This is a genomic window from Hylemonella sp. P2_B10 (assembly GCF_056404875.1).
This window is the reverse complement of the sequence record NZ_JBFUDE010000004.1, coordinates 536,680-550,793: the sequence shown is the minus strand read 5'-3', so window position 1 is coordinate 550,793 and position 14,114 is coordinate 536,680. Positions and strand designations below refer to the sequence as shown.

The 14,114-nt window shown below is 65.5% G+C and carries 10 protein-coding genes; 5 read left to right on the top strand and 5 right to left on the bottom strand.

The genetic code is table 11. The annotated features are described in order from the left end of the window. The first annotated feature begins 87 nt into the window (after nt 1–87). From AC1DX2_RS20400 to AC1DX2_RS20380, 5 genes are all read left to right on the top strand, one after another. Entirely contained in the window at nt 88–768 is a 681-nt protein-coding gene (locus AC1DX2_RS20400; protein WP_477198230.1) for a hypothetical protein, read from the top strand. Continuing rightward, the gene (locus AC1DX2_RS20395; RefSeq protein ID WP_477198229.1) at nt 765–1,067 is read left to right on the top strand and encodes a hypothetical protein; all 303 of its coding nucleotides are present in this window, start codon (nt 765–767) and stop codon (nt 1,065–1,067) included. The genes AC1DX2_RS20400 and AC1DX2_RS20395 overlap by 4 nt, the downstream gene beginning before the upstream one ends. A gap of 120 nt (nt 1,068–1,187) precedes the next feature. After that, nucleotides 1,188–2,033, top strand: coding sequence for an HprK-related kinase A (locus AC1DX2_RS20390; protein ID WP_477198228.1), 846 nt, complete (start codon nt 1,188–1,190; stop codon nt 2,031–2,033). Then, entirely contained in the window at nt 1,958–3,040 is a 1,083-nt protein-coding gene (locus AC1DX2_RS20385; protein WP_477198227.1) for a nucleotidyltransferase family protein, read from the top strand. Before AC1DX2_RS20390 ends, AC1DX2_RS20385 begins: the two co-directional genes overlap by 76 nt. Next, the gene (locus tag AC1DX2_RS20380; protein WP_477198226.1) at nt 3,037–3,801 is read left to right on the top strand and encodes a S1C family serine protease; all 765 of its coding nucleotides are present in this window, start codon (nt 3,037–3,039) and stop codon (nt 3,799–3,801) included. Before AC1DX2_RS20385 ends, AC1DX2_RS20380 begins: the two co-directional genes overlap by 4 nt. 69 nt (nt 3,802–3,870) lie before the next feature. On the opposite strand, the gene xdp1 is transcribed toward AC1DX2_RS20380, so the two are convergent. From xdp1 to AC1DX2_RS20355, 5 genes are all read right to left on the bottom strand, one after another. Further along, nucleotides 3,871–4,731, bottom strand: coding sequence for an exosortase-dependent surface protein XDP1 (gene xdp1, locus AC1DX2_RS20375; protein WP_477198225.1), 861 nt, complete (start codon nt 4,729–4,731; stop codon nt 3,871–3,873). A gap of 205 nt (nt 4,732–4,936) precedes the next feature. Further along, nucleotides 4,937–7,765 carry an XrtA/PEP-CTERM system TPR-repeat protein PrsT gene (prsT, locus tag AC1DX2_RS20370; RefSeq protein ID WP_477198224.1) on the bottom strand — a complete coding sequence of 943 codons (2,829 nt, stop codon included), beginning with the start codon at nt 7,763–7,765 and terminating at the stop codon, nt 4,937–4,939. A gap of 32 nt (nt 7,766–7,797) precedes the next feature. After that, on the bottom strand, nt 7,798–8,484 hold the full coding sequence (locus tag AC1DX2_RS20365) for a TVP38/TMEM64 family protein (protein WP_477198223.1): 687 nt from the start codon (nt 8,482–8,484) through the stop codon (nt 7,798–7,800). A 20-nt stretch (nt 8,485–8,504) separates the two neighbouring features. Then, complete coding sequence (locus AC1DX2_RS20360) at nt 8,505–12,341, bottom strand: non-ribosomal peptide synthetase (protein ID WP_477198222.1); 3,837 nt, start codon at nt 12,339–12,341, stop codon at nt 8,505–8,507. Then, on the bottom strand, nt 12,314–14,101 hold the full coding sequence (locus tag AC1DX2_RS20355) for a cyclic nucleotide-binding and patatin-like phospholipase domain-containing protein (protein ID WP_477198221.1): 1,788 nt from the start codon (nt 14,099–14,101) through the stop codon (nt 12,314–12,316). The genes AC1DX2_RS20360 and AC1DX2_RS20355 overlap by 28 nt, the downstream gene beginning before the upstream one ends. Between the last annotated feature and the right edge of the window lie 13 nt (nt 14,102–14,114).

The window sequence follows — 14,114 nt, the reverse complement described above, 5'->3', positions numbered from 1 at the left end:
ATTTGAAATCAAAAGCTTATAGCCAGTATTGAACTTGGTCCAATTCTTGCATGAATTGACTGCAGTTGACCTTAAACGGTGAAACCCATGACCAATCGATCAAACTCCGACACCCCGTCCACCCCGCAGGACGTTTTGCCTCAGGTCAAGCTGGGGCGCCGCCGTTTGTTGCGTGCTGGCCTGGCAAGCGCCCCGGTGGTGCTGGCTGTCACCGGGCGGTCGGCCATGGCCACCACGACTTGCAGCGGCTTGTCTCCCTTGGCATGGGCCTCCATGGCGCCCAATGGCACCTGTGTGGGCACGTCGCACACCGTCAATTCCCATCCCCTGGGCTATTCGCCCGGCGGGTGGACGCCCAATTGCGGTCCGAGCGCCAATGTCTTCCAATGGAATTGGCCGACCAGCGTCAAGCCCTTCTACAGCATTTTCGATTACAACAACGTCAAACGTTACTGGTCGTCGGGCTGGAGCACGTTCAAGGGTATCCCTTCCACAGCCACCGGCTGGGGCTCGGGCACCAAATGCAACGCCGTCCTCGGCGGCACCGATACCCGCACCTTCAGCCAGGTGCTGCTGGCCGGCAATGTCAACACCGATGCCAAGTGGCACCTGTGCGCCGCCTATCTGAACGCCGCGAGCATGGGTGGCAACTATGCGCTGACCACCGCAGACGTTATCCGCCTGTGGCAGACCGGCCAATTGGTGGTGGGCGGCCCGGTTCTAACTGCTTCGCAGATCAAGACCTTCCTGAACCAGACCTGGGCTTGATGCCTGCGGCGCCGCTGCCGTCCATGCCTGGCCAATCACCATCGCTGGTGGCCGTGCGCCGTGGCGATGTGGTGGGTGTGACCTTCCCCGGGGAAGAATTGTCCGTGCTGTTCGTTCCCGCATCTGGGGACATGCTGCTTTGCCGCGCCGAACAATGGACTGATCTGCAAGTCCCAGCCAGCGAGTCTGCTGACGCGTTCAACGGTTCCCCATCTGCGGTGGTTGCTGAGTCCGTGGTTGATGCGTCGGCTTCTGAGTTGACCACCATGCTGGCCAAGCTGGGCGCATCGGTGGCTTGAGCGACAATCCGGTCAATGACATCGGACCGGACTCATGGCGCAGCGCACTCCAGCAGGCTTGCCAGGTTCTCCCAGGCGGAGATCGAGGAGGCGCTGCGCGGTGACGGCCTGAGTCTGGCGGTGAGTTCCTTTCGCTGCCTGGTGCGCTCAGACACCGGCGTGCTGGCCAAGCCCCTGCGGCTGCTTTACCAGGACTACGATGCCAGCCTTCACCCGGAAGGCTTTCACGACATGCAGATCCGGCTGGTGAAGCAGCGGGATTGGCCATGGAAGTCCTGGCAAGTGGAGTTTGATTGGGACGGCAACCAGCCCTACCCCGCGCTTCCCCTGGCCCAGGCGCACCCGCTGTTCGAATGGGGCCTGAACTGGTGTGTGGCCAGCGCCAGCGGCATGCACACCGTCATCCACTCCGCCGTGGTGGAGCGCAATGGGCGGGCCCTGGTGCTGCCGGGCGCGCCAGGCTCTGGCAAGAGCACTCTGTGCGCGGCATTGTCCCTGAGCGATTGGCGGCTGTTTTCCGATGAGCTGACCATCGTCTCGCAGGCAGATGGCTGCGTGCAACCCGTGCCCAGGCCCATCAGCCTGAAGGGGCGCTCCATTGAGGTGATCAGCCAGGCCTTTCCAGGCGCCGATCTCACCGAACCGGTGGACGATACGCACAAGGGCGCCATCGCCTACGTTCGGCCCCCCCACTCGGCTGTGTGCGCGCCGCTGGTGCCGGCGCCAATCGGCTACGTGGTTTTTCCCCGCTTTGTGCAGGGCGTGGAGTTGGGCTACGAGCCCTTGTCCCGTGGGGCTGCCTTGTCCGAACTGATGAGCAACACTTTCAACGTGGGCTTGCTGGGTGCCGCCGGTTTCGAGGCCTTGGCCCGGGCCATGGAGCACGCCCAATGCTATGCCGTGGAGTACGGCGACCTGGCTTCCATCACCCAGTGGATAGACGAGACGTGCCGGCCGCTGGACTGATCGCGCTGCTGCGCACGCCCACCGGCGCGTCTGGCTTGTCCGGCGCGGAATGGAGCGCCGTCATGGCGCAGGGCCGCCGCTTGCAGATGTTGGGCCAGTTGGCCGAGCGGTTGGCGCGTGCCGGCCAGGGCGACGTTGTGCCAGCGGCGGCGCAGCGCCACCTGGCGCTGGCGATGCTGAACTCGGAACGACGTGCGCAGGCGGCCCAGTGGGAAGTGCAGGGCCTGCGCCGGGTGGTGGAGCCTGGCGTGCCGCTGGTGCTGCTCAAGGGCTGCGCGTACGCCTTGTGCGGTGACGCGAATGCCCCCGGCCGCAATTTCTCCGACGTGGACGTGCTGGTTCCCAAGGCGGCGTTGGCCAGCGTGGAAGTTTCCCTGATCGCGGTCGGGTGGAAGCCGAGCGAACTGAGCGCCTATGACGTCGCCTACTACCGCAACTGGATGCATGAGCTGCCGCCGATGACGCATGTTCGGCGCAACACCACGGTAGACCTGCACCACGCCATCAATCCGCCCGTATCGCGCTGTCACGTGCGCACGGAATTGCTGCTTCCCGGCCTGGTGGAAATCAGGGCCGGCATTTTTTCGCTCGCCCCGCTGGACCGCGTCATCCACTGTGCCATTCACCTGGTGCAGGAAGGCGACGCCACCAAGCTGCTGCGCGACCTGTACGACCTGTATCTGCTGTCGGAGCAGCATTGCGGCGGCGCCGCTGCAAAAGAGCACTTGCTGGTCCGCGCCGCAGAGTTGGGCGTGGCGCCACAGGTACGCGCCGCGGTTGAGGCGGCACGCGGCGTGTTCACGTCAGAGCCCGCCGTTGGTGGCTGGTTGAGCGCTTGCCTGAGGCGTGCAGCCATCGACTCCTTGTCCGAGGGCGCTTCATGGATTGCTCAATGGCCAGTGGTCGTCTTGCTGGCCTATTCGCACTGGATCAAGATGCCCGCGCGTCTGCTGGTGCCCCATTTGCTGCGCAAGGCATGGTTGGGACTGAGAGGAAAAGACACATGAAAACCGGCGTGTGGGCCTTGGGCCTGCTGGCATTGCCGCTGGCTTGCAGAGCGGACATGCCGGACATCATCGCCCGTGCCAAGCCCTCGGTGGTCATCGTAGGTACTTTCAGGGTCACCGACAGCCCGCGTTTCAAGCTGCGTGGCACCGGCTTTGTTGTCGCGGACGGCAGCTGGGTGATCACCAATGCCCATGTGTTGCCAGACGCGAGCGAAGCCACACCGGACCTGTCCGTGGTGGTGCAAGTGCGCCGGCCAGACAACGAGCTGGAAACCCGGCAAGCGCAGGTGCAGGACATTGACAAGGCGCATGACCTGGCGCTGCTGAAAATAAGCGGTCCGCCCGCGCGGCCATTGCCTTTGGCGGATTCTGCCGCCGCCAGGGAGGGGCAGTCGGTGCTGTTCATGGGTTTCCCCATAGGCGGGGTGCTGGGCTATTCCATGGTCACCCATCGGGGCATGATCTCGTCCATCACCGCCATCGCACCCCCAAAGCCGACTTCGCAGTCGCTGGACGCCAAGACCATACTCAGCCTGCGCGGCGGCAGCTTTGATATTTTTCAGCTCGATGCCACCGCATATCCCGGCAACAGCGGCGGACCCATGCTGAATGCCGATACGGGGGAGGTGCTGGGAGTGATCAATTCCGTGTTGGTCAAATCGACCAAGGAGTCGGCGCTGACCAACCCTTCAGGCATCAGCTACGCGATCCCCGCCAAATTTGTCGTGCAACTGCTGCAGCGCCAACCGAAGGCACCATGAAAAAAGCACCGGGGCTGCCGGTGCTTTTTTTCAGTGTCGTGCTTCCCGATGTGGAAGCAACCGAATGTCTTAGAGGCCTTGTGCGCTGCGGCGGCGGCGGATCGCCGCGATGCCAAACAGGCCGGCACCCAGCAACGCCAGGGAGCCCGGCTCCGGCACGTGGGTTGCCTTGCAGGCAGCGGTGGTGTCGCCATTGGTGCAACCTGCCACGCTCAGCAGCTTGAAGGCATCAATGTTGCTGTCGATGGTGGCGCCGCCATAAGAACTGCTGTAGGCGCTGATCAGCCAGTAGCTGGAATACACCGTGCTGCTCAGAGCACCCGTGTTGGGGTTCGCGGAGCCGACATTGGTCAGGTTGGAAACCAGGGCCCAGCCGTTGGCCAACAGGGTGGACAGGCTGGCGCTGGTCACACTGGGGGTGGCCGGATTGGCGCCGCCACCAACATAGGCCAACACCGAGATGTCGGAGTCGTTGTAGACGATGCTGTTGTTGGTGGTATTGTTGTCGGTGCCGTTCCAGCCAATGGTGACGCCCGTCAAGCTGACCGGACCACCGGTGAACTTGATCATCATCGCGTCGGTGCCTTTGGCATTGTCGGCGGCGTGCGGGCCGGTGTCGCCGGCGTTTTCATTGGCAGCCACAATGCCCAGACCAGCGCTGCCCCAGGTGTAAATGGACGAGGCGGCGAAAGTGGTGGTGGTGGTCGGGCTGGCGATGGTGCCCGTCGAGTAGCCATAGATGCTGGTGCTGACGCCGGACGTCGTGTTGCTGCAAGCCGCCGAGGTGCCGAGGTTGGTGCCGGAAACAGCCGAGCCCACGCATGCAGTGGCCAGATCCCAGGTGGAGGTGGCAAATGCCGAAGATCCCAGTGCCGCCAATGCAAGACCTGCCAGTGTTTGGCTGATTCGGAGTGCGCGAGTGGTTTTCATGGTCATTGTCCTCAATTTGCGGTGGCTCAATCTAACCCAGAGGGTTGAATTGTACCGATGTAAACCAAATAAGCGATTTTCATGCCACCAACACCATTCCCTTTTTAATCAACAGGTTAGGCGGATGACCCCTCAATGAATTGCGGTATTTGTAAGAAAACCCGACAAACCTCTATGGCGGGTGGCTTTTGAAATGGCGAACAAGTTATTTCAGCGATTTGAGCAAGGCCGTGGCCTCTGCGGCGCTCTCAAAGCCGGTTCCTGCCTTCAGCGCGGCCTCCAGCTCTTCCTTGGCCTCGGTTTTTCGACCGGACTTCGCCAGCAGGACCGCCAAATGGTAGCGGATATCGGGGTTGCCGGGCTCACGCAGGCGTGCGTCGCGCAGCAATTGCAAAGCCCTGTCGTTTTGACCAGCCAAATACAGCGCCCATCCGTAGGTGTCGATGAAATTGGCATTGCCGGGGCTCTTGGCCACCGCCTGCTCAGCGACTTTGCTGGCATCCGGGCTTTTCAGGCGAATCAAGGTGTTGGCGAGGTTGTTCAGCGCCTCGCCGTCGTCCGGGGCGATTTTCACGACCGCTTCGTAGGCGGCCTTGGCCTGGCCGAAATTGCCGCTCCTGGCGTAATGGTCCGCCAGCGCCTTTTGTCCGACCAAATCCTTGGGGTGGCTCTTCAACCACTGTTCGGCCAGCGCCGCTGCGCCCTTGCCGCTTTCCTGGCGCGACAGCGCGCGAAACAGGCGGATAAACGTGTCGGTAGACGGCTCGGCTTGGTGAGCCTTGCGGTAGGCGTCGATGGTGCCGGCCGATTGCCCTTTGGCCTGCGCGATGTCGCCCAACAGGGTGTAGCCTATGGCCCGGGCCGGGTTCTTGGCGACGATGTCGCGTGCCCGTTTGTCGGCTTTTTCCGTCTCGCCCTGGCGCAATTCCACCTCGGTCATCAGCGCCTGTGCGGGCAGGTAGTCGGCCTGGGTGGACAATGCCTTGTCCAGGCTGTAGGCGGCCCCGGCCGGGTTGTTGGCCCGCATCTGCAACAGCGCAATCTGCACCTGGGCCTGCGGTTGGTAGTCTGCCACCTTGGTCGCCGTGGTGAGGTTGCTCTTGGCACCTATGACGTCGCCATTGGCCAATTGCGCGCGGGCATAGGCCATCAACACTGACAAATCCTCAGGTGCCTTGCCGGCCACCCGCTTGGCGGCTTCCAGCGCCTGCGCCGGGCGGCCATAGCGCAGGTGGAAATCCGACAGCGCCAACCCCCAACGGATCTCTTTTGAGCCAGACTGGTCATTGGCTTTTTCCAGCCAGCGCTGCGCATCGGCCAACTGGCCTTTGCGTTCGGCCAGGGAGGCCAACTCGAACATGGCCTCGGCATTCTTGTCGTCGGCTTTCAGGATGGCGTCCAGCCGCGTGGCCGCCGCGTCGTAGGCCCTGGTGGCGATTTCCAGCCGGGCCAGGTTGAGCTTGGGCACTGACCAGGCGGGGTTGAGCCTGGTGGCCTCGTTGAATGCCGCGGTGGCGCCGGCGACATTGCCAGCGCGTCCCCTGGCCATGCCCAGGTAGTTCTGAAATTCGGGGTTGGACGGCTGCTGCTTGACCAGGTTCTCAGCCAGTGGGATGGCCTTGGCGGACTGGCCACTGTCAATGTAGAGCGCGATCAACGAGGTCGCTGCCCGGGTCTGGCTCGGGTCGCCCTTGATCGCCGCCTCCAGCTCGGCAATGGCGCTGCTGGTCTGTCCGCTGCGCAACAGGCTCATGCCCAACACAGTGCGGTATTGCGGCAGGTCCCTGGTTTGCAATGCCCGCTGCATCAGGGCGGCGGCCTTGGCGTTTTGGCCTTTGGAGATCAGGGCATTGCCCAGCAGCGTCATGGCCTGGCCATCCGCCGGCTGGGCCCGCAGGTAAGCATCCAGCACTTCAATGGCCCGGTCCACGTTCCTCTCACCCAGGTAGATCTGCGCCAGCAGCTTGGAGGCAGGGGTATTGGCCTGGTTTTTCTGGAATGCCTCCAGGTATTGCTTGGCCTTTTCCCGTTCGCCCAGGCCGAAGTGCGCCAGGCCGTTGAGCATCAGCAGTTGCGGACGGTAGCGAATGAAGTCCTGCGGCACCGGGTCCAGCAGGCCGGTCACATCCCTCAGCGCAGCGCGCGCCACTTCGTTTTTGTTGTCGCGCTCGGCCAGCAAGGCGCGCAGATAGGCGGCGCGCGGCTCGTTGGGCGCGATGCGCGACAACTCGTCAAGGTCTTTCACGGCGTCGGCAGGCCGGCCCAGATCAATCAGCAGGCCGGCGCGCGCGACCCGGGCCTCCAGGTGGTTGCCATCGAGCTTGATCGCGCGCTCATAGGCCGCCATGGCGTTGGGCAGATTGCCCGAGGCATGAAAGACGGAGCCCTTCTGGTACCAGCCTTCGGCGGCGTCAGGCGCCAACGTGATGGCCTGTTCGGCTGCATCCAAGGCTTCCTTGAACTGGCGTTCGCGGATGCGTATGGGCACTTCGGCCAGCCACACGATCGGCGCCTTGGGATCTATGGCTCGCGCGTCGTTGACCGCCTTCATGGCACCGCGCAGATCGCCCAGGTCCGAACTGGCGGCCGAGCGCAGGCACAGCAATTGCACCTGAGTGGCCGGCGGCAAACCCACCAGGGTGAACTGCTGCTGCTCGAAAATCAGTTTGTGCTTGCCTTGGGCGATGTAGGCCTGGCCCAGCAGGATAACGACCTCGGCGCGGTTGACCCCCAGACGCAAGGCCTCCTGCAAGGCCACCTCGGCAGACAGCACATCGCCGTTCTGCAGCAGGGCCCTGCCCAGCAGCATCTGCACCGGCAGCATGTCCTTGTCAATCTGCAGCGCGTTCTTCAGCTGGATGATGGCGCCGTCCAGATCCTTTTTCTCGTAGCGTATTAGCGCGTCTTCGTAGTACTTGGCCGCCTTGGGGTCCGCCGCCTGCGCCACCAGCGGCGCCAGCAGCACGCCCAATCCCAGCGCCAGGGCGCGCAGGACGTTGGAAGCCGGTGCCGGTAGGGTCTTGTGGTGGGGCATGGAAGGCCTGAGCATGACAGTGGTTTTTGATATTAGCGCATGTTGCGCAGCCAGCGGCGCAGACCCCAGGAGCCCAGCACAATCAGCGCCACCGTGATGGCGAGGAACAGGAAGGTGGTGGAACTGGGCTGTTTCAGCGCCGCGATCATCTGCGGCATGAACACCATGGCGGCCACCGTGAACGGCATGATGCCGATGGCGCTGCCCAGCAGCAGGTCGCGCAGGCGGATGTGCGAGGCCCCTGCCACCATGTTGACGATGGCAAACGGCGCCACCGGTACCAGGCGCACGGCCACCACCGCCAGCAGCCCGTGCCGCGCCAGCGCGCGGTTCACCGCCTGCACGCGTTCGCCGCCCAAGCGCTGCACCGCCACCCGGCCCAGCGTCATGCCCACGGTGTAGCTGATGGTGGCGCCCAGCAGCGCGCCAATGAGGGTGTAGGTAAAACCGGCCCAGGGGCCAAAGGCGACCATAGTCACCAGTGTCAGAAACACCAGCGGCACGGCCAGCGCCACGGCGACGGTGAAACCGGCAACGGCAGCCACCGGCCCGAACGCCTGGCCCAACTGTTGCAGCCTGGAGACGATGAAGTCGATGTCCAGCCAGGCGCGCAGGGGCGTGGCGCTCCAGGCCACCGCCAACGCCAGCAAGGCCAGCACCAGCAGCGCCAGGATCGCCAGTCGCCAGCGCAGGCTGTGGTGTTCGTTGCTGGAAGCCATGGCTGTGCTGGCCAGGTGCGTCAAGGCAGCACTTCGAAGCGCTGCGTCAGTGTCTGCGCCAGCGCGCCGACATTGCTGGGCTCAAAGATGGAACCATGCAGGCCTGGCACCTGCGCCTCGCTCAGGCTGGCGCCCATCAATCGCCGCCATGGACGGAAGAACCAGCGGTCCCAGGTGGTCAACCCGGAAGACTTGATCAGCAGCGTGGCGCCGGCGTATTCGGCCGGGCGGTAGCCTGACAGCGCCATCACCTGCCCGACCAGGCCGGGGTCGTTGAACATGGCGCCCAGGCGGCGCCCGTTCATGCTCAGGTCCTGCACGCGCAGCTTGCGCACCAGCCAGCCCAGCACGCGCCAGGAGGTGGTGCCGCCCAGCACCGCCTTGGGGTAGATGGTGTCCACCAGCACCAGGCCGCGCAAGGGCACGCCGCGCTGCTGCAGCACCCGTGCAGTCTCCAGGGCGGCGATGCCGCCGACCGAGAAACCGGCCACATAGCCAGCCACCCGGCCATGCGCCGCGATGCAGTCGGCATAGCGTGCGGCCAGTTCGGTGATGGACCGCATGGTGGTGTCGGTGGGCGGCTGCAGCATGTGCACGTCGCAGGCCGGGCCCAGCACGCGCGCCAGGTTCTGGAAGCGCAGCAGATCGCCATGGCCGGAGGCGGCCAGGTACAGCGGGATACGGCCGCTGTCCTGGCTGAGTTCCAGCATCAGGCCGGGGATCTGGGGTTGCGCTTCGCCCAGCGCCAGTGCCAGCCGCTCCACCGTGGGGTGCTCGGCGATCAGGTACATGGGCACCTTGCGGCCCAGCAGCTTTTCAATGCCGGTCAGGATACCGACGGCCGCCAGCGAATCGCCGCCCAGGTCAAAGAAATTGTCCAGCACGGTCAGCTCTTGGCCTTCCAGTGCCTCGCGCCACAACGCCAGCAGGTCGGCTTCCAATGGCGTGCTCGGTCCGCGCGCATGGGCGGCGGCGCCGGCAGCGTCAATCTGCACCAGCGCGTCGTAATCGATCTTCCCCACGGCGGTGGCCGGCAGGTTGGGCAGCACCGAGATGGCCGCTGGGATCATGTAGTCAGGCAGGCGCGCGCGCAGGACGCGCTGCAGGCTGTCGGCATTGTGGCCGCCGACCACGCTGGCCCAGGCGTGGATCTGTGCCTTGCCGTTGCGTTCCACCAGCTTGGCGGCGGCGGCGCTGACGCCCTCCACCGCCAGCAGCGCGCTCTCGATCTCGCCCAGCTCGATGCGGTAGCCGCGCAGTTTGATCTGGCGGTCCGAGCGGCCAACGAAATACAGGTTGCCCTCGCTGCCCAGCCAGCCGCGGTCGCCCGTGCTGTACACGCGGTCACCCGGTCGGAACGGGTCTTCCACGAAAACCTGGGCGTCCAGTTCGGGGCGACCCAGGTAGCCGCGCGCCAGCGCATCGCCACCGATGTAGATGTCGCCGGCGACGCCGAAGGGCAGCAACTGGCGCTGCTCGTCCAGCACGTAGATGCGGGTGTCGTCTACTGGCCGGCCCAGCGGCAAGGCAACGTCGGCCGGGCTGTGTTCGCACTCCCAGGCGGTGGCAAAGATGGTGGCCTCGGTGGGGCCATAGACATTGAACAGCCGCGCACCGGTCTCGCGCAGGAAACGGTTGGCCAATTCGGGCGCCAGCACCTCGCCGCCGCAGCAGGCCACGCGCAGCTTCAACCCCGGCATGCCGGCGGCGGCATCCAGGAAACGGCTGAGGGTGGAGGGCACGAAGGCCATGATGGTGACGCCGTGGCGCAGCGCGAAGTCGGCCAGCGACTCCGGTAGCAGCCGCCCGGGCGGCGCCAGCGCCACGCTGCCACCGTGGATCAGCGGCAGGCACAACTCGATCAGCGAGGGGTCGAAGGTCAGTTGCGTGGCCTGGGCCGAGCGGTCGCGCCAGTCGGCCGCATAGGCGCGCGACAGCCAGGCCAGGCGACGGGCCAGCGCGGCATGCTCCACCTGCACGCCTTTAGGCCGTCCGGTAGACCCGGAGGTGAACAGCACATAGGCCAGGTCTTGGGGTGACGGTGCCGTCGGCGGCGCGAACTGCCGGGGTGCTGAATGGCTGTCTTCCCATCCCAGCACCAGCACCTGCTTGTGCAGCGCACCCAGCCGCTCGTGCTGCTCAGGCTGCACCAGCAGGGCCATGGCGCCGCTTTGCGCCAACACGTCGGCCAGCCGGGGCAGCGGGGCGTCAATGTCCAGCGGCAGGAAGGCGGCGCCGGCCTTGTTGGCCGCCAGCAGCGCCAGCACCATTTCGGGCGAGCGTGACATCGCCACCGCCACCACGCGGTCGGTGCCGGCGCCCAGCGCCACCAGGCGGTGTGCCAGGTGGTTGGCGCGGGCGTCCAACTCGGCGTAGTCCGCGCTGCCGCCGTCCCACACCAGCGCCACCGCTTCGGGGCGCAAGGCTGCCTGGTGCTCGAACAGCGAAATGAAGGGCCGGGTGACGTCGTGGCGCGCCACGTCCTTGTGCAGGCCTTGGGTCAGTGCCCAGTGTTCTTCTGGCGGCACGATAGGCAGGTCGGCCACGCGGGCATCGGGCTGGTGCATCATGGTCTGCACCAGATGCCACAGGCGGCGGCCCAGCAGGTCCACCTCTTCGGCGGCGAAGCAGGCGCTGCTGCCTTCCAGCGCCAGCTCCAGGTCTTGCTGCGGGTGGAATTCGCACACCGTAACCCCCAGTGGGAAGCGCGAAGTGCCGGAGAACAGCTGGCGCGAGTCCATCAGGTGGGCATCGCCGAACGACACGGCGTAATCCTGCCGCTCGAAGGACAGCAGCACGTCGAATAATCCGTCGCGGCTGTGGCGGATCATCTGCAGGTCGCGGCCGAGTTCGCTCAAGGGGTAGCGCGGGTGACGCAGCGCGCCGCGCATCGCCACCGCGACGGTGCCCAGCAGCTCGGTCACGTTCATCTTCGCCGGCAGCCTCACATGGATGGGAATGACGCCCACGAACATGCCCAGGGTTTCCTTGTAGCGCCGCCCGCCCCGGTTCAGGCTGGGCACCCCCACCACGATGTCCTGGCGGTTGCAGGTGCGGGCGAAATAGACCGCGATCGCCGCCAGGAAATAATTGAAGGGCGAGGTACCTTGGCCGGTGGCATGCTGGCTCAACGCGTCATAGTCGGCGCGCAGGATGCGGTGCAACGCCATGCGCGCGGCCGGCAGGGTTTGCGGCTTGACGGCGGCGTAGCGGCGGTCAAACAACGGGACTGGCAACTCGGGCAGCTGTGCGCGCCAGAACGCGGCGTCGCGCTCGAAGGCTTCCGAATCGCGGTAGGCGCGGGACTCTTCCACGAACTGCAGGTAGCCGGGGTCGGCCAGCGGTACCGGTTGCTGGCCCTGGCGCAATTGGTTGTAGATGTCGCTCCAGCGCTGCATCACGCGCGAGGTGCCCCAGCCGTCCATCACCAGGTGGTGAAACTGGATGGTCAGCCCGTGCAGCGTGTCGCTGGCGCGCAGCAGGGTGAAGCGCCACAACGGCTGGCCGTTGAGCGTGAAGGGTTCGCGAATGCGTGCGTGCCACCAGTCGCGCATGGCCTGGCGCGGGTCGGGCGTGGCGCTCAGGTCCACCAGTTCAAGCGCAGGCTCCACAGTGGGCAACAGGTATTGGGTGCCGTCGGCCAAGGGTGCCAGCCGCAGCGCCTCGCTTTGCGCCACCAGATGGCGCAGCGCCTCGCGAAACAGCGGCAAGTCGAGCGGGCCTTCCAGAAAGGCGCCGCCGCCGATGTTCAGATGCGGGCTGCCCGGCCAGGCCCGCTGGTCCAGCCATACCTCGCGCTGACTCAGGGACAGTGGCAGACTGCGCTGGCTTAGCGCGGCAGTGTCTGCGGATCCCATTGGCGGATTTTTTCCATCGCGTAGCGGTAGCCGACCTCGGCGATGTCCGTCGCATGGCGGTAGCCCATCAGTGAGAACTCACCCACCGGCGGCTCCAGGTAATGGTCAGCTTGCGCGATGGTGCGCCCGCGCTGGTTCAGACCACCGATGTGGCCGGCGCGGTACAGGATGTCGCCAATGCCGGGTGAAGGGTGCGAATCCGGCGAAAAATAGCCCTTGATGGTGCTCCACACCGACAGCCGCGTCAGGCTGGGATCGGCTCCCAGGTCCTCGCGCACGTCGACGTCGATGGCGATGATGGTGCCGTTGCCGCGGCGCTTTTCCAGGGGCGTGCCCAGGCGCATGCGCATCGCGTCCACCGGCACGTTTTCCAATATGGCGCCATCCACCAGCAACTCGCCCTGCTGCAGTACCGGCGGAAACAGGCCGGCCGGCGAGTTGCTGGCCAGCACAGCGCGCCACAGCGGGCCGGCGTCTTGCACCGTGGTGCAGCCCTTGGTGAGGTTGCAGGCAGCGGCGAAGTAGGGCAGCCACATGCCGTCCACGGCCACGTCGCCGAACATGCGGCGCAGGTCGCGCTCCACCCGGCGGCCCGACACCAGCGAGATCAGCGGCAGCGTGGGCCGCTCGCCGCCAGCAGCGAAACGCTGCGTCTGTTCGCGGATTTCTTGCAGCGACAGGCCGTAGCAGTATTGGGCGCCAATCAACGCGCCCATGCTGTTGCCGCCCACCAGGTCCACCGGGATGCCACACTCATGCAGTGCCCGCAGCACGCCCAGATGGGCAAACCCGCGCGCGCCTCCGCCGCCCAATACCACGCCCACGGCGTTGCCGGTCAGGAAACGGGCCACGCGGGCGAAGTCGGCATCGTAGCCCCTGCGCACCGGATAGACACGCTCCAGCTCACGTCCGGTCTTCCAGGGGCCGGTGATCTCGGGTTTCTTGGCCTGGCCATCGTGCAGCACCACCAGGTGCTTGCGCTTCATGGGAAAGCCCGGCTCGCGGCTGAGCTGTTGCTCCAGCTCGTTGAGCACGGTGTCCGCGCCAGCGGCAGAGACGAACACCACCTGGTCCGCCTGGCGGAAGGCTTGGCGCGTCCAGTCGGACGCGCTGGGCTCGGCCTCATAGACCAGAAAGTCGAACTGGGCTTCCAGCTCGTCGTGGTTGCCCTGCGCCATGACTTCCTCGGCGCCTTGTCCCAGTGCCAGGTGGCGCACTTTGCCAAACTTGGCAAAGGACTCGGCCAAGCCGCGCGCCACCTCGGTGGCACCGGCGGCGCCCTGCAGGGGAACCACCACGAAGGACTGCGCGTGGTGCCGCTCGGTCACCTTGGCGGTATGGCGCAGGTGGTTGTAGATGGCTTGCACGAACACCCGATTCAGCGCCAGCGGATGGCGCTGCAGCAGGATTTCGAAGTGGGCACGGTTCAGCACCGCAAACACCGAGTCGCGCACCGCCGTCACGTCAGCCGTGCGCGACTGCTGCAGGATCATGCCGACTTCGCCGATGCTCTCACCCGGCAGGATTTCGTTGTAGAGCAGCAGGCTGCCGTCGCGGTCGCGGCGCGACACCCGCAGCCGCCCGCTGATCAGGAACAGCATGCTGTCAGATGGATCGCCCTCGCGCAGCACCATGTTGCCGCCGGAGGCGCTTTGCATTTCCATCACGTCGGCCATTTCGTGCAGCACGTGGGTGTCCAGCCGGCCAAACACCGGGCTGGTGTGCAGCACCTCGATCACGCGCTCGCGAAGTTGGGCCATATTGGGCATGGTC